This window comes from Streptomyces minutiscleroticus (assembly GCF_014650875.1).
GTDB classification, from domain to species: Bacteria; Actinomycetota; Actinomycetes; order Streptomycetales; family Streptomycetaceae; genus Streptomyces; species Streptomyces minutiscleroticus.
In genome coordinates, this window is record NZ_BMVU01000016.1 from 68,029 (window position 1) to 90,045 (window position 22,017).

The 22,017-nt window shown below is 74.8% G+C and carries 20 protein-coding genes; 10 read left to right on the forward strand and 10 right to left on the reverse strand.

The features are described 5' to 3' along the window. The first annotated feature begins 80 nt into the window (after nt 1-80). The 4 genes from cobM to cobC all read left to right on the forward strand — a co-directional run bounded on the left by cobM (nt 81) and on the right by cobC (nt 4,997). On the forward strand, nt 81-899 hold the full coding sequence (gene cobM / locus IE271_RS17855; RefSeq protein WP_190191333.1) for a precorrin-4 C(11)-methyltransferase: 819 nt from the start codon (nt 81-83) through the stop codon (nt 897-899). 217 nt (nt 900-1,116) lie between these two features. Further along, nucleotides 1,117-2,808, forward strand: coding sequence for a precorrin-3B C(17)-methyltransferase (gene cobJ / locus IE271_RS17860; protein ID WP_190191334.1), 1,692 nt, complete (start codon nt 1,117-1,119; stop codon nt 2,806-2,808). 187 nt (nt 2,809-2,995) lie between these two features. Next, nucleotides 2,996-3,925: a sirohydrochlorin chelatase gene (locus IE271_RS17865; protein WP_190191335.1), complete on the forward strand. Its 930-nt coding sequence runs from the start codon at nt 2,996-2,998 to the stop codon at nt 3,923-3,925. Beyond that, nucleotides 3,915-4,997 carry an Rv2231c family histidinol phosphate aminotransferase CobC gene (gene cobC / locus IE271_RS17870; protein ID WP_190191336.1) on the forward strand — a complete coding sequence of 361 codons (1,083 nt, stop codon included), beginning with the start codon at nt 3,915-3,917 and terminating at the stop codon, nt 4,995-4,997. Before IE271_RS17865 ends, cobC begins: the two co-directional genes overlap by 11 nt. A 407-nt stretch (nt 4,998-5,404) precedes the next feature. On the opposite strand, the gene IE271_RS17875 is transcribed toward cobC, so the two are convergent. The 5 genes from IE271_RS17875 to IE271_RS17895 form a co-directional block, all read right to left on the reverse strand. Continuing rightward, nucleotides 5,405-6,304, reverse strand: a complete 900-nt coding sequence (locus IE271_RS17875) for an SCO1860 family LAETG-anchored protein (protein WP_190191337.1) — start codon at nt 6,302-6,304, stop codon at nt 5,405-5,407. Between the two features lie 305 nt (nt 6,305-6,609). Next, nucleotides 6,610-7,701 (reverse strand): amidohydrolase family protein, encoded by a 1,092-nt coding sequence (locus IE271_RS17880; protein WP_190191338.1) that lies wholly within the window; start codon nt 7,699-7,701, stop codon nt 6,610-6,612. Nucleotides 7,702-7,780: 79 nt separating this feature from the next. Next, the gene (locus tag IE271_RS17885) at nt 7,781-8,629 is read right to left on the reverse strand and encodes an amino acid ABC transporter ATP-binding protein (RefSeq protein ID WP_308435185.1); all 849 of its coding nucleotides are present in this window, start codon (nt 8,627-8,629) and stop codon (nt 7,781-7,783) included. Continuing rightward, nucleotides 8,626-9,456, reverse strand: coding sequence for an amino acid ABC transporter permease (locus IE271_RS17890; protein ID WP_190191339.1), 831 nt, complete (start codon nt 9,454-9,456; stop codon nt 8,626-8,628). Before IE271_RS17890 ends, IE271_RS17885 begins: the two co-directional genes overlap by 4 nt. Continuing rightward, the gene (locus IE271_RS17895; RefSeq protein ID WP_190191340.1) at nt 9,453-10,292 is read right to left on the reverse strand and encodes a transporter substrate-binding domain-containing protein; all 840 of its coding nucleotides are present in this window, start codon (nt 10,290-10,292) and stop codon (nt 9,453-9,455) included. Before IE271_RS17895 ends, IE271_RS17890 begins: the two co-directional genes overlap by 4 nt. Before the next feature lie 181 nt (nt 10,293-10,473). Here IE271_RS17895 and IE271_RS17900 point away from each other — a divergent pair, with 181 nt between their 5' ends. The 5 genes from IE271_RS17900 to thpD all read left to right on the forward strand — a co-directional run bounded on the left by IE271_RS17900 (nt 10,474) and on the right by thpD (nt 15,506). Continuing rightward, a complete protein-coding gene (locus IE271_RS17900; RefSeq protein ID WP_190191405.1) occupies nt 10,474-11,571 on the forward strand; it encodes a pyridoxal-phosphate-dependent aminotransferase family protein in 1,098 nt (365 codons plus the stop codon). A 560-nt stretch (nt 11,572-12,131) separates the two neighbouring features. Then, nucleotides 12,132-12,677 carry a diaminobutyrate acetyltransferase gene (gene ectA / locus IE271_RS17905; protein ID WP_190191341.1) on the forward strand — a complete coding sequence of 182 codons (546 nt, stop codon included), beginning with the start codon at nt 12,132-12,134 and terminating at the stop codon, nt 12,675-12,677. 111 nt (nt 12,678-12,788) lie between these two features. Then, nucleotides 12,789-14,063, forward strand: a complete 1,275-nt coding sequence (gene ectB / locus IE271_RS17910; protein ID WP_190191342.1) for a diaminobutyrate--2-oxoglutarate transaminase — start codon at nt 12,789-12,791, stop codon at nt 14,061-14,063. A 151-nt stretch (nt 14,064-14,214) separates the two neighbouring features. Next, on the forward strand, nt 14,215-14,613 hold the full coding sequence (locus tag IE271_RS17915) for an ectoine synthase (RefSeq protein WP_190191343.1): 399 nt from the start codon (nt 14,215-14,217) through the stop codon (nt 14,611-14,613). 5 nt (nt 14,614-14,618) lie between these two features. Then, nucleotides 14,619-15,506 (forward strand): ectoine hydroxylase, encoded by an 888-nt coding sequence (gene thpD / locus IE271_RS17920; protein WP_190191344.1) that lies wholly within the window; start codon nt 14,619-14,621, stop codon nt 15,504-15,506. 112 nt (nt 15,507-15,618) lie between these two features. Here thpD and IE271_RS17925 read toward each other — a convergent pair whose 3' ends face one another. From IE271_RS17925 to IE271_RS17945, 5 genes are all read right to left on the reverse strand, one after another. Further along, nucleotides 15,619-16,626, reverse strand: coding sequence for a maleylpyruvate isomerase family mycothiol-dependent enzyme (locus tag IE271_RS17925; RefSeq protein ID WP_190191406.1), 1,008 nt, complete (start codon nt 16,624-16,626; stop codon nt 15,619-15,621). A 220-nt stretch (nt 16,627-16,846) separates the two neighbouring features. After that, nucleotides 16,847-17,464 carry an RNA polymerase sigma factor gene (locus tag IE271_RS17930; RefSeq protein ID WP_190191345.1) on the reverse strand — a complete coding sequence of 206 codons (618 nt, stop codon included), beginning with the start codon at nt 17,462-17,464 and terminating at the stop codon, nt 16,847-16,849. Nucleotides 17,465-17,531: 67 nt separating this feature from the next. Next, a complete protein-coding gene (locus IE271_RS17935; protein ID WP_190191346.1) occupies nt 17,532-18,581 on the reverse strand; it encodes an aminotransferase class V-fold PLP-dependent enzyme in 1,050 nt (349 codons plus the stop codon). Nucleotides 18,582-18,728: 147 nt separating this feature from the next. Next, nucleotides 18,729-19,445 (reverse strand): DsbA family oxidoreductase, encoded by a 717-nt coding sequence (locus tag IE271_RS17940; protein WP_190191347.1) that lies wholly within the window; start codon nt 19,443-19,445, stop codon nt 18,729-18,731. Nucleotides 19,446-19,580: 135 nt separating this feature from the next. Then, nucleotides 19,581-21,113: an aldehyde dehydrogenase (NADP(+)) gene (locus IE271_RS17945; protein WP_190191348.1), complete on the reverse strand. Its 1,533-nt coding sequence runs from the start codon at nt 21,111-21,113 to the stop codon at nt 19,581-19,583. Between the two features lie 130 nt (nt 21,114-21,243). On the opposite strand from IE271_RS17945, the gene IE271_RS17950 reads away from it, so the two are divergent. Then, complete coding sequence (locus tag IE271_RS17950; RefSeq protein ID WP_190191349.1) at nt 21,244-22,017, forward strand: IclR family transcriptional regulator; 774 nt, start codon at nt 21,244-21,246, stop codon at nt 22,015-22,017.

Below are 22,017 nucleotides of genomic sequence, written 5' to 3' on the forward strand. Positions count from 1 at the left end.
GGACCGCTTGCGCGGCGGGTGCGCCGATGACTTCGCCGACCGCGCCGACCGCGCCGACTTCCAGGAGAGGACCCCGTCCCATGGCCGATGCCCCCGCAGGCAAGGTGACCTTCGTCGGAGCCGGGCCCGGCGCCGCCGATCTGCTGACGTTCCGGGCCGCCCGCGCCATCGCCGAGGCCGACGTCGTGATCTGGGCGGCCAGCCTGGTGCAGGCCGAGGTGCTGGAGCACGCGCGTGAGGACGCCGAGATCCTCGACTCGGCGGCCATGTCCCTGGAGGAGGTGGTGGCCGTCTACGGGCGGGCCGCCGCCGAGGGCCTGAAGGTGGCCCGCGTGCACTCCGGCGACCCGGCCCTGTGGGGCGGTACGCAGGAGCAGCTGGACCGGTGCGCGGAGATCGGCGTCGAGACCGAGATCGTCCCGGGCGTGTCCGCGTTCTCCGCCGTCGCCGCGCTGGCCGGGCGGGAGCTGACGATCCCCGAGGTCGCCCAGTCGGTGATCCTCACCCGGCTCGGCGGCGGCAAGACGCCGATGCCGCCCGGCGAGGAGGTCCGCGAGTTCGCCCGGCACGGCACCACCATGGCGCTGTTCCTGTCGGCGGCCCGCAGCGGCCAGCTCGTGCGGGAGCTGCTGGAGGGCGGCTACCCGACCTCGACCCCGGTCGTGATCGCCTACCGGGCGACCTGGCCGGACGAGCTGGTCGTGCGGTGCACGATCGGCACGCTGGAGGAGACCGTCAAGGAGCACAAGCTGTGGAAGCACACGCTGTTCCTGGTCGGCCCGGCGCTCGACGCGCACGGCACGCGCTCGCACCTGTACCACCCCGGCCACTTCCACGGCTTCCGCAGGGCCGACCCGGAGGCCCGCAGGGCGCTGCGCGCGCGGGGTGCCACGCCGTGACCGCCGCGATCAGCGTCGCCGGTACGGGGACGGGGGCGCCCCTTCGTCCGCGCGCGGCGGCACCGGCCGGTGCCGGGTCCGCGCGCGGCGGCGTCCGGCCCCGGCCGTCCCGGGTCGCGCCGCCGCCCGGCGGCGGCGCGGCCCGGTGCGCGGCGACCCACCCCGTCCTTACGCCGTGGGGCGAGCGGCCCCCGGCGCACACCGAAGGAGTACTGCAGTGATCGGCCTGATTTCCGCCACGGCGGCGGGCGCCGCGGCCCGGGACCGGCTGGCCGCCGCCTGGCCCGAGCGGGTCCGGGTGTACGAGGGGCCCGTGGGGGACGCGGTGCGGCGGGCCTTCGGCGAGTGCGAGCGGCTGGTCTGCTTCCTCGCCACCGGTGCCGTCGTCCGGCTGGTCGCGCCGCTGCTGGGCGACAAGGCGTCGGACCCGGGGATCGTCTGCGTCGACGAGGCCGGGCGGTTCGCCGTCTCGCTCGTCGGCGGGCACGGCGGCGGGGCGAACGACCTCGCCCGCGAGGTGGGCGCCGTACTGGGGGCCGAGCCGGTCGTCACGACCGCCACCGACGCCGTGGACCTGCCGGGCCTGGACACGCTCGGGCTGCCCGTGGAGGGCGACGTCGCCGGGGTGACCCGGGCGCTGCTGGACGGCGAGCCCGTCGCGCTGGCGGCGGAGACCGCCTGGCCGCTGCCGCCGCTGCCGGTCGGCACGGAGGGCCGGTACACGCTGCGCGTGACCGACCGCGCCGTGAAGCCCGCCGGACGGGAGGCGGTCCTGCGCCCGCCGACCCTGGTCGTCGGGGTCGGCGCGTCCAGGGACGTCCCCGCCGAGGAGGTCCTGGAGCTGATCGGGGCGGCGCTGCGCGACGCCGGGCTCTCCCCCGCGTCCGTGGCCGAACTGGCCACCGTCGACGCCAAGGCCGGCGAGCCGGGCCTGGTCGCGGCGGCCGAGCGCCTCGGCGTACCGCTGGTGGCGCACCCGGCGGACGAGCTGGCCGCCGTCGACGTGCCCAACCCCTCGGGCGCGCCGCTCGCCGCCGTCGGCACGCCGTCCGTCGCGGAGGCCGCCGCCCTGGTGCGCGGCGGTGAGCTCCTCGTCCCCAAGCGGAAGTCGGAGCGCGCGGACGGCCGGCCCGCCATGGCGACCTGCGCCGTGGCGCGCCGGGCGGCGCGCGGGCGGCTCGCCGTCGTCGGCCTCGGGCCCGGCGCGCGGGACCTGCTGACGCCGCGCGCCCGCGAGGAGCTGCGCCGCGCCTCGGTGCTGGTCGGGCTCGACCAGTACGTGGACCAGATCCGCGACCTGCTGCGGCCCGGCACCCGGATCCTGGAGTCCGGTCTCGGGGCCGAGGAGGAGCGGGCGCGGACCGCCGTCGCCGAGGCCGGGAAGGGGCAGGCCGTCGCGCTGATCGGCAGCGGTGACGCGGGCGTGTACGCGATGGCGTCGCCCGCGCTGGCCGAGGCCTCCGGCGACATCGACGTGGTCGGCGTCCCCGGCGTCACGGCGGCGCTCGCGGCCGGTGCGGTCCTCGGCGCCCCGCTCGGCCACGACCACGTGTCGATCAGCCTGTCCGACCTGCACACGCCGTGGGAGGTCATCGAGCGGCGGGTGCGCGCGGCGGCCGAGGCCGACCTCGTCGTGACCTTCTACAACCCGCGCAGCCGGGGCCGCGACTGGCAGCTGCCCAAGGCGCTCGCGGTCCTCGCGGAGCACCGGGAGCCGACGACGCCGGTCGGCGTCGTGCGCAACGCCTCCCGCGCGGACGAGTCCAGCCGTCTGACCACCCTCGCGGACCTCGATCCGGCGACGGTGGACATGATGACGGTCGTGACGGTGGGCAACACGGCGACCCGCGAGATCGCCGGCCGCATGGTCACCCCGCGCGGCTACCGCTGGCAGAAGGAGCCCGAGTGAGCGCGGGACGCCGCGCGGGCGCCTGCTGCCCGCCCCCTCCCCCGGCGGGCCGGAGCGCCCGCCCCGCCGCGCGAAGGCCCTGCCGGCGTCCGCGGCCCCGCCCGGGCGCCGCGCGCCTCCCGCTGCGCCCCCGCGCCGCCGCGTCCGGCATCCCGTCGTACCACCACCCCCTCACCAAGGAGAAAGCGTGACCACCCCGCCCCCCGCCCTGCTCATCGCCGGCCACGGCACCCGGGACGACGCGGGCGCCGAGGCGTTCCGCGACTTCGTCCGCGCGCTGGGCCGCCGCCACCCCGAGATGCCCGTCGCGGGCGGCTTCATCGAGCTGTCCCCGCCGCCGCTCGGCGAGGCCGTCACCGAGCTGGTGGAGCGCGGCGTGCGCCGCTTCGCCGCCGTGCCGCTGATGCTGGTGTCCGCCGGGCACGCCAAGGGCGACATCCCGGCCGCGCTCTCCCGCGAGAAGGAGCGCCACCCCGGCATCTCGTACTCCTACGGGCGCCCGCTCGGCCCGCACCCGTCGCTGCTGGCCGTCCTGGAGCGGCGGCTCGACGAGGCGCTGGGCGGGGCGGCCACGCCCGAGGAGCGGGCCGAGGTCACCGTGCTGCTGGTCGGGCGCGGCTCGACCGACCCGGACGCCAACGCCGAGGTGCACAAGGCGGCCCGGCTGCTGTGGGAGGGCCGCGGCTACGCGGGCGTGGAGACCGCGTTCGTCTCGCTCGCCGCGCCCGACGTCCCCGCCGGCCTGGACCGGTGCGCGAAGCTGGGCGCCCGGCGGATCGTCGTCCTGCCGTACTTCCTGTTCACCGGCGTCCTGCCGGACCGTGTGCGGGACCAGGCCGAGGAGTGGGCCGCCGCGCACCCGGACGTCGAGGTGCGCGCGGCCGACGTCATCGGCCCGGAGCCGGAGCTGATGGACCTGGTCATGGAGCGCTACCGCGAGGCGGTGGCGGGCGACGTGCGCATGAACTGCGACTCGTGCGTGTACCGCATCGCGCTGCCCGGCTTCGAGGACAAGGTGGGGGCGCCGCAGCAGCCGCACTTCCACCCGGACGACGACGGCCACCACCACGGCCACGGGCACCACCACGGCGGCCACTCGCACTCCCATGCGCACTGAGGACGAGGTCCTGGACGTGGTGGCGCACGACCTGCGCCACCACGGGGACGCGGAGGTGCGCGACGACGGCTCGGCCCTCGTCGACCTCGCCGTGAACGTGCGGACCGGCACGCCCCCGGCCTGGCTGCGCGAGCGCATCGCCGGGTCGCTGGCCTCTCTCGCCGCCTATCCGGACGGCCGGACGGCGCGGGCGGCGGTGGCCGCGCGGCACGGACTGCCGCCGGAGCGCGTGCTGCTGACGGCGGGCGCGGCGGAGGCGTTCGTGCTGCTGGCCCGCGCGCTGCGGGTGCGCCGCCCGGTGGTGGTGCACCCGCAGTTCACCGAGCCGGAGGCGGCGCTGCGGGACGCCGGGCACACCGTGGACCGGGTACTGCTGCGCGAGGAGGACGGCTTCCGGCTCGACCCGGCGGCCGTGCCCGAGGACGCGGACCTGGTGGTGGTCGGCAACCCGACCAACCCGACCTCCGTGCTGCACCCGGCCGCCGCGCTCGCCGGGCTCGCCCGTCCCGGGCGGACGCTGGTGGTCGACGAGGCGTTCATGGACGCGGTGCCGGGCGAGCGCGAGGCGCTGGCCGGGCGCACGGACGTGCCCGGCCTGGTGGTGCTGCGCAGCCTGACCAAGACCTGGGGCCTGGCGGGCCTGCGCATCGGCTACGTGCTCGCCGCCCCGGAGACGGTCGCGGACCTGGAGCGGGCGCAGCCGCTGTGGCCGGTGTCCACCCCGGCGCTGGCGGCGGCCGAGGCGTGCGTGTCGCCCCGCGCGCTCGCGGAGGCGGACCGGGCGGCCCGCGCCGTCGCCGCCGACCGGGACCACCTGGTCACCGGCCTGCGGGAGTCGGGGGTGGCGGGCCTGCGCGTCCTGGAGCCGGCGCGGGGCCCGTTCGTCCTGGTCAGGCTTCCGCGCGCCGCGGCCGTACGCGCCCGTCTGCGCACCCTCGGCTACGCGGTCCGCCGCGGGGACACCTTCCCCGGCCTGGACGGGCGGTGGCTGCGCCTGGCGGTGCGCGACCGGGAGACGACGGACGGCTTCCTGAAGGCACTGCGGGAGGCGACCGCCACCACGGACGCCTGACCGGGACACGCGGCGGACGGCCGACAGCCGGGCACGTGGCAGGCGACCGAGCACACGGCAGACGGCCAGGCACATGGCCGGTGGCCGACAGCCGGAACGCACGGTCAGTGGCCGGCAGCCGGACACGCGGCAGAGGGGCGGACGGCGGACGGCCGGACACGCGCCCAGCGGCCCATGACCGGTGGCTCACGGCCGGTGGCTCACGGCCGGTGACTCACGGCCGGTGGCCGGACACGCTTCTCGCCGCGCCCCGGGTGTCCGGGACGCGGCGAGCAGGAGGCCGAGGACCCTGGGGCCGTGACCCGTGACCCGTGACCCGTGGGCCATGGGCCGTGGGCCGTGAGCCGTGAGCCGTGAGCCGTGAGCCATGGTCCGTGCCCCGTGGGCCATGTCCGTACGGTCGGTCGTCAGCCGCGGCGCCTGCGCGTCAGGGCCAGTGCGCCGCCGCCCGCCGCGAGCAGCGCGACGGCGCCGGCCGCGAGGTACGGCGTCGTCGAGTCGCCGCCGGTCTCCGCGAGGTTCTGCTCGGGCGCGGCGCCGCCCTGCGGCTCCACGTCCGTCGCGGGCTCCGTGGGTTCCTCGGCCGCCGCCGGCGCCTCGCAGGTGGCCTCGGCCAGGGTGACCGTGCCCTCGACCTCGGCCACGTTCAGCTTCAGCGGGTCGACGGACACCTTCAGTTCGAGCGCCGTGGCCGCGGCGGTGCGCGAGGTGGTCCGCGTGCGCGACAGGTCGAGCCGGACCTCGCCGACCCCGGGGACCTCGACCCGCGTGGTGCCGCCGGCGGTGAGCGTGGTCTTCCTGCCGAGTACGGTGACGGCGCCCAGCAGGTCGGACTCCGCGACCGGCTTCCTCCCGGCCTCGCACACCGCCTTGGAGGTCACCTCCTCGACCTCGATCAGCGACAGCAGCGGCAGGCCCGGCACGTGCACCTTGGCGTGCGCGAGGTTGGTGTACCCCTCCGCCTTCGCCCCGTCCGCCGTCGCCCGCGCCGTGGCGACGTCCGCGCGCAGCACGCTGAACGGGCGGCCGCCGTCGACGCCGTCCAGCCGTGCGGTCAGCGCCGTCCTCTCCTCGCTCCGCGGCGCCTGCACCTCGTTGAGCGAGACCGCGAGCGGGACGTTCACGGTCTTGTCGAGCAGGGAGACGTCGAGCCCGGTGCGGAGCACGACGGCGCTCGCGCGACCGTGGTCGGTGGTCGCGGCGGCCGGGCTTGCGCCGGCCAGGGCCGCGGGACCTGCGGCCAGGGCCGTCGCCGCGACGGTGGCGGCGACACGGCGTACGGGCGTGCGGAAGGAGTTGCCGTTCAAGGTGGTGGGACCCCCACGAGAGACAGAACAGGGAACGCGGCGCCGTCGGCGCGCTCCGCCCACGGGGACCTGTGGGGGAGCGCGCCGACGACGTCGATGCGGGAATCCTGGTCGGCGCGCGGGCGAGACGTCAGCGTTCCGTGCGGACTTCACCCCTACGGGGCTTTTTCGCGCGTTTCTTCGAATGGCGAGGCACGTCTGTTCCCGCGCGTCACCCTGGTCACCGGCGTGGCGGGATCCCGTCCCGCGCGGACCGCGGCGGACGGTGCCGGGCGGCGTGCGCCCCGCGGAGCGGGAAGGGCCCCTCAGCCCACGATCCGCCCGTTCAGCACCACCCGGCGCGGAGCCGCGAGGACGCGTACGTCGGCCCGCGGGTCCGCCTCGTAGACCACGAGGTCGGCGGGGGCGCCCTCGTCGAGGCCCGGGCGGCCCAGCCAGCTCCGCGCGCCCCAGGCCGCGGCGGACAGTGCCTCGACGGGCGGGACGCCGGCGGTGACGAGTTCGGCCACCTCGCCCGCGACCAGGCCGTGCGCGAGGGAGCCGCCCGCGTCCGTGCCGACGTACACCGGGACGCCGGCGTCGTACGCGGCGCGCACGGTGTCGTACCGCCGTTCGTGCAGCCGCCGCATGTGGGCCGCCCAGTGCGGGAACTTGGCCTCGCCGCCCGCCGCGAGCCGCGGGAACGTCGCGATGTTCACGAGCGTGGGCACGATGGCGACGCCGCGCTCGGCGAAGAGCGGGATCGTCTCCTCGGTGAGCCCGGTGGCGTGCTCGACGCAGTCGATGCCCGCCTCGACCAGGTCGCGCAGCGAGTCCTCGGCGAAGCAGTGGGCGGTGACGCGGGCGCCGAGCCGGTGCGCCTCGGCGATCGCCGCCTCGACCGCGTCCCGGGGCCAGCAGGCGGACAGGTCGCCGGTGCCCCGGTCGATCCAGTCGCCGACCAGCTTCACCCAGCCGTCGCCGCGCCGGGCCTCCCCGCCGACGTACGCGACGAGGTCCTCGGGCTCGATCTCGTGCGCGTAGTTGCGGATGTAGCGGCGGGTGCGGGCGATGTGCCGGCCCGCACGGATGATCTTCGGCAGGTCCTCGCGGTCGTCGGTCCAGCGGGTGTCGGAGGGCGAGCCCGCGTCGCGCAGCAGCAGGGCGCCGGCGTCGCGGTCGGTCAGCGCCTGCTTCTCGGAGACGTCGTCGGGCACCGGGCCGTGGGCGTCCAGGCCGACGTGGCAGTGCGCGTCGACGAGGCCGGGCAGCGCCCAGCCCTCGACCGTGCGGACGTCGCGGGCGCCGGCGGGCCGCTCGTGGGCGATCCTGCCGCCGACGACCCAGAGTTCGTCGCGGACGTCGTCGGGCCCGACGAGGACCCGCCCCTTCACGTGCAGCACCGGCCGATCGCTCATGGACGGCACCCTAGTTCGTGCCGGGTGCGGCGTCAGCGGGGCCTCCCGCCGGCGCCGCACCCACCGCGCTCCCCGCCGGTCAGAGGGTCTTCGCGGCCCCGCCGCCGGGCGCGCCGGCCCCGTCCGTCCCCTCCTCGACGTCGGCCATCGCCGGGTCGAGGAGCCGGGACAGGAAGTGGCGGGTGCGCTCGTGCGAGGGGTTGCCGATGACCTGCTCGGGCGTGCCGTCCTCGACGATCACGCCGCCGTCCATGAAGACGACGCGGTCGGCGACCTCGCGCGCGAACGTCATCTCGTGCGTGACGACCATCATCGTCATGCCCTCGTGCGCGAGCCTGCGCATCACCGCGAGCACGTCGCCGACCAGCTCGGGGTCAAGGGCCGAGGTGGGCTCGTCGAAGAGCATCACCTCCGGGCCCATGGCGAGCGCGCGGGCGATCGCCACGCGCTGCTGCTGGCCGCCCGAGAGCGAGGCGGGGAAGGCGTCGGCCTTCTCCGCGAGGCCCACCCGCCGCAGGTTCTCGGCGGCCACCTTCGCCGCCTCGGCCTTGCCGCGGCCGAGCACGCGGCGCTGCGGCAGCGTCAGGTTCTCGGTCACCGACAGGTGCGGGAAGAGGTTGAACTGCTGGAAGACCATGCCGATGCGGCGGCGCACGGCGTCGATGTCCACGTCGGGGTCGGTCAGTTCCGTGCCGCCGACGAACACCTGGCCCCTCGTGGGCTCCTCCAGGAGGTTGACGCAGCGCAGCAGGGTCGACTTGCCGGAGCCGGACGGGCCGATCACGCAGACGACCTCGCCGGCGCCGATCTCCAGGTCGATGCCGCGCAGCACCTCGTTGTCGCCGAAGGACTTGTGCAGCCCGGAGACCCGGATCTCCGGGGTGCCGCTGCGCGCGGGCCGCGCGCTCTTCTCGGTCGGCGTGCTCACTTGGCCTCCCCGGCCTTCGCCTCGAGACGGCGGACGACGAACCCGAGCGGGACGGTGACCAGCAGGTAGCACAGGCCCGCGACCAGGATCGGAGTGGAGTTGGCGGTCTGGCTGGCGAGGTCCCGGCCGAACTTGGCCAGCTCCCGCTCCTGGAGCGTCACGCCCAGGAACAGCACCAGCGAGGAGTCCTTGAAGAGCAGGACCAGCTCGTTGGTGAGCGGCGGGATCACGATGCGGAACGCCTGCGGGACGATGACCGAGACCATCGCCCGGGCGTGCGAGAAGCCCAGCGAACGGGCCGCCTCCATCTGCCCCTTGGGCACCGCCTGGATGCCGGCCCGGATCGTCTCCGCCATGTACGCGGCGGAGACCAGGCCGAGTGCCAGGGCGACCTTGCCGTACGTGCCGCCGGGGATCTCCGTGCCGGGGAAGGCCAGCGGCACGGCGACGCCCACGAAGACGAAGATCAGCAGGGCGGGCAGGCCGCGGAAGATCTCGATGTAGACGCCGGCGAGCCAGCGGTAGGGGCCCACGGAGGAGAGCCGCATCAGGGCGATCACCATGCCGAGCACGAGTCCGAAGACGAAGCCGGACAGCGTGTAGAGCACGGTGTTCTTCAGGGCCAGCGTGATGATGTCAGGGAACAGCTGCTTGGCCAGCTCCACCTGGGCGAACTGGTTCCGCAGCCGCCCCCAGTCGGCCGTGGCCGCGAGGGCGGCCACGGCCGCGAGGAAGACGGCGTACTGGGCGCCGCGCGAGATGCTCCGCTTCTGCCGCCGGCTCAGCCCCGACCTGCGGGGCCGGAGCCCGGTGTCCGCCTCGCTCATGAACCGGAGACCGCGCTCTCGTCGAACGGGCCGATCCACTTCTCGTACAGCTTCTGGTACGTGCCGTCGGCCTTGGCCTCCTCGATGGCCTCGTTGATGGCGTCGAGGAGCTTCTTGTTGCCCTTCTTCACCGTGAAGCCGTACTGCTCGCCGGTGTCGAGGTTGTCCACCAGCTCGAAGGCGTCCGCGTTGGCCTTGTCCTTCAGCCAGCCCTGGACGACCGGGTAGTCGATGATCACGGCCTGGACCTGGCCGCTGCGCAGGCCGTTGAGGACGGCGTCGGAGGACTCGAAGGAGATCGGGTCGTAGCCCTTGTCCCGGGCGTACTCCTCGCCGGTGGTCTCCGCCTGGCTGCCCAGCTTCTTGCCCTTGGCCTTCACGTCGGCGAGGGAGGACAGGCCGCTCTTCTTCTCCACCAGGACGGCCTGCGTGGCGTCGAAGTACGGGTCGGAGAAGTCGACGTTCTTCTTGCGCTCCTCGGTGATGGTCATGCCGGCCGCGGCGAGGTCGCACTGGCCGGAGTTGAGGAACGCGCCGGTCTTGAAGTTCTCGAAGGGCGTGTCGACGAACTCCTGCTTCACGCCCAGGTCCTTCGCGACCAGGTCGATCAGGGAGACGTCGAAGCCCTGGACCTTGCCGTCGATCTCCGACTGGAACGGCGGGTACGGCAGGTGGGTGCACGTGGTGAGCTGTCCGGCCTTGACGATGTCCACGCCGTTCGCCGTGGCCTTCTCCCCTCCCCCGTCGCCCGAGGAACAGCCGGCGACGAGCAGCAGTCCGGCCGTCGCGGTGGTGGCGGCCAGAGCACGGGTCCGGCGCCCGGGGACGAGCTTCACGGGGTGACCTCCTGTGGGAGAACTGTGTCGGCAGAGTATAAGGAGAACTTTGGGTGACTCCCCAGTATTCCGCTGGTCGGCGGGCCGCCCGGCCTGGGAAGTGTCCCTCCGGGCGGGCCGCGGACCGCCGGATAGGCTCGGAGTCCCGTACCCGGTACCCGTGAACGAAGAGAGCACCGCCGTGACCCACCCCCTTCTGGACCTGGCTCCGCTGAGCGCCGAGCGCTTCGCCGCGATCGAGGACCGCGTGGCCCGGCTGCTCGGCACCCGGCAGGACGTCGTGATCACGCAGGGCGAGGCGCTGCTTCCCCTGGAGGGCGCGATCCGCGGCTGCGCGGGCCCGGGCACGGCCGCGCTCAACATCATCACCGGCCCGTACGGGCAGACCTTCGGCGACTGGCTGCGGGACTGCGGGGCGACGGTGGTGGACCTGGCGGTGCCGTTCCACACGGCGGTCACGGCCGCGCAGGTGCGGGAGGCGCTGGCCGCGCACCCGGAGACCGACTTCGTCTCGCTCGTGCACGCCGAGGCGGCGACCGGCAACACCAACCCGGTCGCGGAGATCGGCGCGGTCGTGCGCGAGCACGGCGCGCTGCTCTACCTGGACGCGGTGGCGTCGGTGGCGGCCGAGCCGGTGCTGCCGGACGCGTGGGGCGTGGACCTGTGCGTCATCGGCGCGCAGAAGGCGATGGGCGGCCCGGCCGGGGTGTCGGCGGTGTCGGTGAGCGACCGCGCCTGGGAGCGGATGCGGGCGAACCCGCATGCGCCCCGGCACTCCTACCTCTCCCTCCTGGACTGGAAGGAGCGCTGGATCGACGCCGGCCGCAAGGCGCTGCTGCACGCGCCCGCGCAGCTGGAGATGCTGGCCCTTCAGGCGTGCGTCGACCGGCTGAACGAGGTGGGCCTGGAGGCGGTGATGGCGCGGCACGCGGCGGCCGCGGCGGCCACGCGCGCGGGCGCGCTCGCGCTGGGCGTGCTCGAGCCGTACGTGCACGAGGCGGCGCACGCGGCCCCGGTCGCCACGACGCTGCGGGCGCCGGCGGGGCTGGACGCCGCCGGGCTGGTGGGGCGGGCGCTGGCCGCCGACCCGGCGCTGCCGCTGGCCGCGGGCGGCGGCGCGCTGGCCAAGGAGATGATCCGGGTGAACCACTACGGCCCGGACGCGACCCTCGCGACGGTCCAGGCGTGCCTGGCCGCGCTCGGCGCGGCCCTGCGCGAGAGCGGCCGCGCGGCGGACACGGACGCGGCCCGCCGCGCGGCACAGGACGCCTGGAGCTGACCCGCCGGCGACGGAGCGGAACAGGGCGGGACGGAGCGGGCCGGGCGCGGGAGCCGGACGGCCCGCTCCGCCGTGTCGGCGCGCCGGCCGGGGTCCGGCCGTCCGGCGCCGGACGGAGCGAGGCGGGCGGGACCGGTCCGCGCCCGCGCGGCGTCCTGCCGCGCGGAGCCGTCCGAGGACTACGGGGCCGGGAATGCGCGACCCGGTACGTGAATTCCCGTGCACATCTTCTGTGCACGTCTTCACATAACTACGCTGTACACAATTGCCGAATTCGTATTCGCAAAGCCTTCCCCAGTTCTCCTGCCCGATTCCGGCGAGGTTAAACACAGAGATTCGGCGAACCCGTACGAGCGTAATTCAAGCAGGTCTCGCAGTCGTTACGGACGTGTGACACACTACACAAAGTGTCCAATTTGCGGTGTAATTACCGGCACATAACGCCCATTACGCCACCACGCTTGGTGACCGTACGCGCCCGCGTGATAACACAGATCACGCTTTCATGTAACCCCGCGCCCCGGTGCGATATTTTATTTTCCTGGGTAAGTTCAATTTGCATGACCGCCGCACAAGCAGACCTGCAAGACCGCTTCCTGGAAATGCCCGAAGGCCTGCGCATCGACCGTCCGGAGGTGGCGGACGGGGCCGCGCTCTGGCGTATCGCCAGGGATTCGAGGACGCTCGACCTGAACTCGTCGTACAGCTATCTCCTGTGGTGCCGTGATTTCGCCGGCACCTCGGCCGTGGCCCGCGACGGCCGGGGCCGGCCGGTCGGCTTCGTGACCGGCTACCTCCGCCCCGAGCGCCCGGACACGCTCGTGGTCTGGCAGGTGGCCGTCGACGCCGCGTACCGGGGGCGGGGCCTGGCCGCCGCGCTCCTGGACGGACTGACCGCGCGTCTGGCGCGCGGGGGCGGCCCGGCCCCCACCGTCCTGGAGACCACCGTCACCCCGGGCAACACCGCCTCCGAGCGCCTCTTCGCCTCGTACGCCCGGCGGCACGGCGCGCGGCTGGAGCGCGAGGTGCTGTTCGCCGCCGGGCTGTTCCCGGACGGAGCGCACGACGCCGAGGTGCTCCACCGTATCGCGCCCCTGCCCCGCTGACCCGCCGCCCGGACCGTGCCGCCGCCCCGCCGACCCGGGGCGCCGCCGCGCGTCCGCCCGCTCTTCCGAGAAGCCTCTCCCACGCCCTGACCTCGCAGGAGGAGATCCGACGTGACCATCACCCAGCCCGACCTGAGTGTGTTCGAGACCCTGGAGTCGGAGGTGCGCAGCTACTGCCGCGGCTGGCCCACCGTCTTCGACCGCGCGCAGGGCAGCCGCATGTACGACGAGGACGGCCACGAGTACCTCGACTTCTTCGCCGGGGCCGGGTCGCTCAACTACGGGCACAACAACCCCGTCCTCAAACGCGCCCTGATCGACTACCTGGAGCGCGACGGCGTCACCCACGGCCTCGACATGTCGACGACGGCGAAGCGGGCGTTCCTGGAGTCGTTCCAGAACATCGTGCTGCGCCGGCGCGACCTGCCCTACAAGGTCATGTTCCCGGGCCCGACGGGCACCAACGCCGTGGAGTCCGCGCTGAAGCTGGCCAGAAAGGTCAAGGGCCGCGAGGCGATCGTGTCGTTCACGAACGCCTTCCACGGCATGTCGCTGGGGTCGCTCGCGGTCACCGGCAACGCCTTCAAGCGGGCGGGCGCCGGCATCCCGCTGGTGCACGGCACGCCCATGCCGTTCGACAACTACTTCGACGGCCAGGTCCAGGACTTCCTGTGGTTCGAGAGGCTGCTGGAGGACCAGGGCTCCGGCCTGAACACCCCCGCGGCCGTCATCGTCGAGACGGTCCAGGGCGAGGGCGGCATCAACGTCGCGCGCCCGCAGTGGCTGCGCGCCCTGGCCGACCTGTGCGAGCGCCGCGACATGCTGCTCATCGTCGACGACATCCAGATGGGCTGCGGGCGCACCGGCGCCTTCTTCTCCTTCGAGGAGGCGGGCATCGTCCCGGACATCGTCACGGTGTCCAAGTCCATCAGCGGCTACGGACTGCCCATGTCGCTGTGCCTGTTCAAGCCCGAGCTGGACATCTGGGAGCCGGGCGAGCACAACGGCACCTTCCGCGGCAACAACCCGGCGTTCGTCACCGCCGCCGCGGCCCTGGAGACGTACTGGGCCGACGGCTCGGCGATGGAGAAGCAGACCCGCGCCCGCGGCGAGCAGGTCGAGCAGGCGCTGATCGCCGTCACCGAGGAGAACCTCGCCGACGTCAAGGAGTACCGGGGCCGCGGCCTGGTCTGGGGCATGGAGTTCCACGACAAGGAGCGCGCGGGCCGCGTGGCGAGGCGCGCCTTCGAACTCGGCCTGCTCATCGAGACGTCGGGCCCGGAGAGCGAGGTCGTCAAGCTGCTGCCGGCACTGACGATCACGCCCGAGGAACTGGACGAGGGTCTGCGCACCCTCGCCCGCGCCGTCCGCGAGACGGCCGTCTGATCCCGCGGGCGCGGCGCCGCACCGGCGGGCCCGCGCGGCCCCGGGCCGTCGGGGCCGTGCGGGCCCGCGCGGCGTCCGCGCCCGCCGGAGCGCCGCGGCCGCACCGGCCGCGGCACGCACGACCACCACGACAGAAAGGCGTCGAACCACCGTGATCGTCCGATCGTTCAAGGACATCGAGGGCACCGACCGGCACGTGAAGGCCGCCGGGGGCACCTGGGAGAGCAAGCGCATCGTCCTGGCCAAGGAGGGCGTCGGCTTCTCCCTGCACGAGACGACCATGTACGCGGGCACGGAGACGTCGATGTGGTACGCCAACCACATCGAGGCCGTGCTCTGCGTCGAGGGCGAGGCCGAGCTGACCGACGAGGAGACCGGCGAGAAGTACCTGATCACACCGGGGACGATGTACCTGCTGGACGGCCACGAGCGCCACACCATGCGGCCCAGGACCGACTTCCGGTGCATCTGCGTCTTCAACCCTCCCGTCACCGGACGGGAGGACCACGACGAGAACGGCGTCTACCCTCTGCTGACCGAGGAGGTCTGAACCGTATGGCCACGCTCACCGACCTGTACCCGACGCGCGGCACCGCCGAGGTGACCGTCCCCCGCAAGGACCCGGTCGTCTGGGGCGCGCCCGGCACCCCCGGCCCCATCGCCTCCGCGGACCTGCAGGCGTACGAGCGCGACGGCTTCCTGGCCGTCGAGCGGCTCATCGGTGACGACGAGGTCGCGCGGTACCGCGCGGAGCTGGAGCGGCTGGTCGCCGACCCCGCGGTCCGGGCCGACGAGCGCTCGGTCGTCGAGCCGAGGTCGCAGGAGATCCGCTCGGTCTTCGAGGTGCACCGGATCAGTGAGGTGTTCGCGGAGCTGGTGCGCGACGAGCGCGTGGTGGGCCGCGCCCGCCAGATCCTGGGCTCGGACGTCTACGTCCACCAGTCCCGGATCAACGTGAAGCCCGGCTTCGGCGCCTCCGGCTTCTACTGGCACTCGGACTTCGAGACCTGGCACGCCGAGGACGGCCTGCCGAACATGCGGACGGTGTCCGTGTCGATCGCGCTGACCGAGAACTTCGACACCAACGGCGGTCTCATGATCATGCCGGGGTCGCACCGGACGTTCCTGGGGTGCGCGGGGGCCACGCCGAAGGACAACTACAAGAAGTCGCTGCAGATGCAGGACGCGGGCACCCCGTCCGACGAGGCGCTGACGGCCATGGCCTCCGAGCACGGCATCAGGCTGTTCACGGGGAGGGCCGGCTCGGCGACCTGGTTCGACTGCAACTGCATGCACGGCTCGGGCGACAACATCACGCCGTTCCCGCGCAGCAACGTCTTCATCGTGTTCAACAGCGTGGAGAACACGGCGGTGGAGCCGTTCGCGGCGCCGGTGCGCCGCCCCGAGTTCATCGGCGCGCGGGACTTCACCCCGGTGGGGTGAGCCGCGCGGGGCCGACGCGGTCCGTCGGGCCCGGCACCCCGTGCGGGGGGCCGGGCCCGCGGCGTGCCCGCGGCCGGTCGGGGAGCTCGCGGGACGTGTGCCGGCCTCGGGGCTACAGCCAGGCCAGGGACGCCGCCGTGTCCAGGACGCCGCCGACGGCCGTCCTGTCGCCCGTGGTGACGCGGGGCACCTCGTCGGGCGCGTAGCGGCCGCCGACGAGGAGGCAGAAGTCGACGCTGTCCAGGACGAGTTCGCCCCGGACCGGCTCGTTCTCCGCGCCCAGCACCCACTGGGCGTCGCGGTCCCCGCCCGACACCGCGAACAGCACCGGCGGGGCGTCCGGTCCCAGGGCCGCGCCGAGGATGCGCACGGCCAGGCGCACCATCTGCCACAGGTGCGGGTCCGGGGGCGGCGGGACGGCGAGGCCGAGCGCGCGCCCGATGTCGTCGGTGTGGATCCAGGTCTCGAAGCCGCGGACGACGAAGTGGTCGGCGAGCGGCAGCGGCAGCCCCATCAGGGAGGTGACGTCCGCGGCCCGCGCCGGGTCGGCGGCCTCGGGCGCGGCCAGCACGTCCCCGGCCTGCGCGGCCCAGGCGGCGACGGTCTCGCGGGGCGGGCGACGCCGCTCGTGGGCGAGGACGGCGGCGGTGCGCGCGTTCCACGCCTCCTCCCACGGCGCGTCCCCGGCGACGCACGAGGGCGGCACCCGCGGGGCGATGCCGAGGTGGCGGGCGAGCGGCTCGTCGGCGGCGAGCAGGTGGCCGACGGTGTCGTGGACGTCCCAGTCGTGGACGACCGGCGTGTGCCAGGGGCCGTCGCCCTCCAGCTCCTCCAGGAGCGCCTGGAGTCCGGCGACCGCGGCGGCGTACGGGGCCGCGTGCTCGGCGACCCGCGGCGCGGCGGGCCGGGTGCGCAGGGCGAGGGCCAGCGTGCCGCCGGACTCCGGAGGGGTGTCGTCGTCCATGGCCGCTCCCGGGGGCCCGTCCAGCAGCCGCACCGTCTCGCGCAGCCGTTCCGCCTCGGCGGCGCAGCGCTCGCACGAGACGAGGTGCGGGGCGAGCGCCGTCTCCTCCGCGGGCGTCAGGGCCCCGAGGGCCCGGGCGGTCAGGAGGTCGCGCATGCCGTCGTGGTGCCCGGTGCTCACCGCGCGCCTCCCCTCACCGCCGCGTCCCCGGCCCGGCGCCCGCGCCGTCCGCCCGTGGCCGGGGGGCGCGCCGCCGTGCCGGTGCCGTCCGTCCGACCCGTACCCCCGCGGGGCCGCTCCGTACCGCGCGCCGCCGGGGCCGGCACGCGCGTGCCGTGCCCGGTGCGGTGTCCGGGCCACCCGCCCGGCGCGGCCGTCATCCGCCCCTCCCGAACGCCGGGTCCGGCGGGTCGGCCAGGGACCGGGCCAGCGTGCGCAGCGCGGTGCGCAGCCGGGTCTTGGCCGTGCCCTCCGGGATGCCCAGCTCCACGGCGGCCTGCCGGTAGGTGCGGCCGGCGAAATACGCCAGATGCACGACCTCCCGCTGCGGCTGCGGCAGGTCGGCCAGGGCCGAGTGCAGGAGCAGGGACCGTTCGCGGTCGACGACCTCCTCGTCGGGCCCCGGTCCCGGCTCGGGGATGGTCTGCAGCGCGGAGTCGTCGGCGCGCACGTCCTTGTGGTGCCGGGCCTCGCTGCGCACCCAGTCCACGGCCCGCCGGTGGGCGAGCATGGACAGCCAGGTGCGCAGCGATCCGCGCCGCGGGTCGAAGGCGTACGGCCTGCTCCACAACTGGGCGAAGACCTCCTGTGCCACGTCCTCTGCGCCGCCCGGGCTGCGCGTGACCCGGGCCGCCACGCGCCGCACGAGCGCGCCGTACGCGGTGTACGCCTCGGCCAGCGCGGTCTCGTCTCCGTACACCAGCCGCCGATGCAACTCCGCGTCGGAGGGCGGTCCCACGGACATCTCGGCGGTCGACTCCACCGGCACCACCACCTCGTGGTGCCTTCCTAGCGCCCCGCGGGTGCGGGCGCCAGAGGGCGGCCGGACGGGGCATCGGGTGTCAGCCGGACAGGACGTCCAGCAGCCGGTCCACGTCCGCGTCCGTGTTGTACAGGTGGAACGCCGCCCTCAGGTTGCCCGCGCGGTCGGAGACCTCCACCCCGGCGCGGCTCAGCTCCGGCTGCCGCCGGCCCAGGCCGGGCACCGACACGATCGGCGAGCCGGGCGCGGGCACCGGCTCGGCGCCCAGGGAGGCCAGTCCCGCGCGGAAGCGCTCGGCGAGCGCCAGGTCGTGGGCGTGCACGGTCTCGACGCCGATCCGCTCGACCAGTTCCAGGGAGTGCCGGGCGCCCGCGTACGCCAGCAGGCTCGGGCTCTCGTCGAAGCGCCGCGCGGAGCGGGCGAGTTCCTCCACGGGGCCGTAGCAGCTGTCCCACGGCCGCTCCCCCGCCACCCAGCCGGCGAACAGCGGGGTGATCCCGCCGAGGTCCTCCGGGACCACGAAGAAGGCCACGCCGCGCGGGCAGAGCAGCCACTTGAAGGCGACGGACGCCACGTAGTCGTACGCGCCGGCGTCGAGCGGGAGCCAGCCGGCGGCCTGGGAGGCGTCCACGTAGGTGCGCGCGCCGTGCGCGCGGGCCGCCGACGCGATCGCGGCCAGGTCGGCGACCCGGCCGTCCGCGGACTGCGCGGCGCTGACCGCGACCAGGGCGGTGCCGGGCCGCACGGACTCCGCGACCTCCTCCAGCGGCACGGCGCGCACCTTGAGGTCGCCGCGGACGTGGAAGGGGTTCACGGTCGAGCTGAAGTCGCCCTCGGCGGTGAGGACCTCGGCGCCCGGGGGCAGGGACGCGGCGAGCAGGCCGGTGTAGACGGCGACGGACGCGCCGGCCGCGACGCGGTGCGCGGGCACGCCGAGCAGCCGGGCGAAGGCGGCGCGGGCGGCCTCGACGTCGGCGAACATGTCGAGCGGCCGCCCGTCGGCCACGGACTGCGCGGCGTCGTGCAGCGCGGCGACCGTGCGGGCGGGCAGGAGCCCGACGCTGGCGCTGTTCAGGTAGGTGGTCTGGGGAGCGAACTCGGTACGGACGAGGTTCTCCGGAGTCTCCATGCCCCCACTGTGCGGTTCCGGCCCGGCGCCGGTCCATCACATATATCTGCGCAATACAGCCAAGGAACGCTTATGACAGGTCCTGAGCTGCGGCGTTGTCCTCGAAGAAGGGGCGCGGCCGGGGCGGTTCCCCGGCCGCGCACCGGGTCAGCCCCGCTCCGGCACCGCGCACCCGTCCGGGCCGCAGGCGTCCGCGCCGCCGTCCTGGAGGAGCTGCAGCGGGGAGCGGCTGCCCCACGCCTGCTCCAGCGCCTGGGCGAAGACCTCGGCGGGCTGGGCGCCGGAGACGCCGTAGCGGCGGTCGAGGACGAAGAAGGGCACGCCGGTGGCGCCCAGTTCGGCGGCCTCGCGCTCGTCGGCGCGCACGGCGTCGGCGTACGCGGCGGGGTCGGCGAGGACCGCGCGGGCGGCGTCCGCGTCGAGCCCGGCGGCCACGGCCAGCTCCACGAGGCGCTCGTCGCCGTCGAAGACGCTGCGCTCCTCGGCGAAGTTGGCGCGGTACAGCAGCCCGAGCAGCTCGTCCTGGCGGCCCTGCTCCTTGGCGAAGTGCAGCAGCCGGTGCATGTCGAAGGTGTTGCCGGTGTCGCGGCCCTCGGCGCGGTACTCCAGGCCCTCGGAGGCGGCGTTCCGCCCGAGGTTGCGCTCGGCGTCCCGGGCCTGCTCCTCGCTCATGCCGTACTTCTTGGCGAGCATCGGCAGGACGGCCTCGGTGCGGCCCTTGGCGCGGCCCGGGTCGAGCTCGAAGGAGCGGTGCACCACCTCGACGTCGTCCCGGTGCGGGAAGGCGGCCAGGGCCTTCTCGAAGCGGGCCTTGCCCACGTAGCACCACGGGCAGGCGATGTCGCTCCAGATCTCGACGCGCATTCCTCGGCTTCTCTCGGCTCGTACGGGTGCGGAGACACCCTCCGCCGAGTACGTGAACGTTCAAGCGGCATGGCTCATTCCCCGGCCGGCGCGCGGCCGGGGAACGAGCCGTGGTCGTCCGCGGACCGGACCGGGTCAGCGCTCCAGGCGGCCGTCGTAGCGGCGCGGCAGGCCCAGCGGGTTGTCGTCGCGCAGCTCCGGCGGGAGCAGGGCCTCGGGCGCGTTCTGGTAGGCGACCGGGCGCAGCCAGCGCTCGATGGCCGTGCCGCCGACCGAGGTGGAGGTCGACGTGGTCGCCGGGTACGGGCCGCCGTGGTGCTGGGCGGGGGCGACGGCGACGCCGGTGGGCCAGCCGTTGACCAGGACGCGGCCCGCGAGCGGGGTCAGCTCGGCGAGGATCTCGGCGCCGCGGCCCTCGCCCGCGGCCTCCTCGGTGGACAGGTGCACGGTCGCGGTGAGGTTGCCGGGCAGGCGGGACAGGACCGCCTTGGCCTGGTCGTCGTCCTCGTAGCGGGCGACGACCGTGATCGGGCCGAAGCACTCCTCCAGGAGCAGGTCGTGCGCGCCGCCCCCGGTGGCCAGGCGGTCGGCCGGGACGGTCAGGAAGCCGGGGCTGACGCTGTGCTCGCCGCCCGCGCCCGGGGTCACCGGGGACTCCACGTCGGGGAGTGCGGCGCGCTCGGCGACGCCGGCGAGGAAGTTGTCGCGCATGCGGTGGTCGAGCAGGACCCCGGCGTCGGTGTCGCTGACGGCCTCCGTGAGGGACTTGACCAGGCGGTCGCCGGCCGCGCCCGCCGGGGCCAGGACCAGGCCGGGCTTCACGCAGAACTGGCCGACGCCCATCGTCATCGAGCCCGCGAGGCCGGAGCCGATCGCCTCGGCGCGCTCGGCTGCCGCGGCCTCGGTGACCACGACCGGGTTGAGGGAGCCGAGCTCGCCGTGGAACGGGATCGGCACGGGCCGGGCGGCCGCCGCGTCGAACAGGGCGCGGCCGCCGCGGACCGAGCCGGTGAAGCCGGCCGCCGCGACGAGCGGGTGCTCGACCAGCTCGACGCCCGCCTCGAAGCCGTGGACCAGGCCGACGACGCCCTCGGGGACGCCGTGCTCCGTCGCGGCGCGGCGCAGCAGCGCCGCGACCAGCTCGGACAGCCCCGGGTGGTCCGGGTGGGCCTTCACGACGACCGGGCAGCCCGCGGCGAGCGCGCTCGCGGTGTCGCCGCCCGCGACCGAGAAGGCGAAGGGGAAGTTCGAGGCCGAGTACACGGCGACGACGCCCAGCGGGACCTTGTAGCGGCGCAGGTCCGGGACCGGCGGGGTCGCGGTGTCGTCGGGGTGGTCGATGACGACGTCGAGGAAGGCGCCCTCGTCGACGATGTCCGCGAAGGCCCGCAGCTGGTAGCAGGTACGGGCGAGCTCGCCCGTGAGCCGGACCGGGCCGAGCGCGGTCTCGGCGTCGGCCACCTCCACGAGCTGCTCCTTCGCCCCCTCCAGGCGGTCCGCCGCGGTGCGCAGGAAGGCCGCGCGGACCGTGCGGTCGGCGAGGGCGGACCGGGCCGCGTGGGCCGCGCGGACGGCGGAGTCCACCTCCTGGGCCGTGGCCTCCACCGCAACCTGCTCGCGCTGCTTCCCGGTACGGGGGTCGACACTCCAGACTGGTGCTGCTGCCACCGCGGGTCCCTCCAGATGTGATGCCGCAGTTCTCGTGTCACCCACCAGCGGTGTTCGATATGCTGAACGCTGTCTCCATGGGTGAATGTCCAGGGAGACTATTTCCCGTCGAGCGAAGGGGTCAAGGGCGATGGCGGCAGTCGAGACGGGCAGTGGTTCGCAGGTCAAGTCCGCGGTGCGGACCGTGGAGCTGCTGGAGTACTTCGCGGGCCGGCCCGGCATGCACTCGCTGGCCTCCGTCCAGGAGGCCGTGGGCTACCCGAAGTCCAGCCTCTACATGCTGCTGCGCACCCTGGTCGACCTGGGCTGGGTGGAGACGGACGCGACCGGCACCCGGTACGGCATCGGCGTGCGCGCGCTGCTGGTCGGCACCTCCTACATCGACGGCGACGAGGTGGTCGCGGCGGCCCGGCCGACCCTGGACCGGCTCTCCGACGACACCACCGAGACCATCCACCTCGCCCGCCTCGACGGCACGAACGTGGTCTACCTCGCCACCCGCCAGTCCCAGCACTACCTGCGCCCCTTCACCCGCGTCGGGCGCCGGCTGCCCGCCCACTCGACCTCCCTGGGCAAGGCGCTGCTGGCCACGCACACCGACGAGCAGGTGCGCAAGCTGCTCCCGGAGACGCTGCCCGCGCTGACCGAGCACACCATCACCGACCGCGAGAAGCTCATCGAGGAGCTGCACCAGGTGCGCGAGCAGGGCTTCGCCGTGGACCGCGAGGAGAACACGCTCGGCCTGCGCTGCTTCGGCGTCGCGATCCCCTACCGCACGCCCGCCCGGGACGCCGTCAGCTGCTCGGTGCCGGTGGCGCGGCTGACGCCCGCCCACGAGCAGACGGTCAAGGACGCGCTGTTCGACGCGCGCGACCGGCTCACCCTGGCGACCCGGAGGCTGTGA

Coding starts and splice junctions, on each gene's coding strand:
- IE271_RS17880 (WP_190191338.1), bottom strand. CDS start 7,701: ATGAGCGATCGGCCGGTGCTGCACGTGAAGGGGCGGGTCCTCGTCGGG.
- IE271_RS17935 (WP_190191346.1), bottom strand. CDS start 18,581: ATGGAGACTCCGGAGAACCTCGTCCGTACCGAGTTCGCTCCCCAGACC.
- cobM (WP_190191333.1), top strand. CDS start 81: ATGGCCGATGCCCCCGCAGGCAAGGTGACCTTCGTCGGAGCCGGGCCC.
- IE271_RS17890 (WP_190191339.1), bottom strand. CDS start 9,456: ATGAGCGAGGCGGACACCGGGCTCCGGCCCCGCAGGTCGGGGCTGAGC.
- IE271_RS17940 (WP_190191347.1), bottom strand. CDS start 19,445: ATGCGCGTCGAGATCTGGAGCGACATCGCCTGCCCGTGGTGCTACGTG.
- IE271_RS17925 (WP_190191406.1), bottom strand. CDS start 16,626: ATGCGCGACCTCCTGACCGCCCGGGCCCTCGGGGCCCTGACGCCCGCG.
- IE271_RS17950 (WP_190191349.1), top strand. CDS start 21,244: ATGGCGGCAGTCGAGACGGGCAGTGGTTCGCAGGTCAAGTCCGCGGTG.
- ectA (WP_190191341.1), top strand. CDS start 12,132: ATGACCGCCGCACAAGCAGACCTGCAAGACCGCTTCCTGGAAATGCCC.
- thpD (WP_190191344.1), top strand. CDS start 14,619: ATGGCCACGCTCACCGACCTGTACCCGACGCGCGGCACCGCCGAGGTG.
- cobC (WP_190191336.1), top strand. CDS start 3,915: ATGCGCACTGAGGACGAGGTCCTGGACGTGGTGGCGCACGACCTGCGC.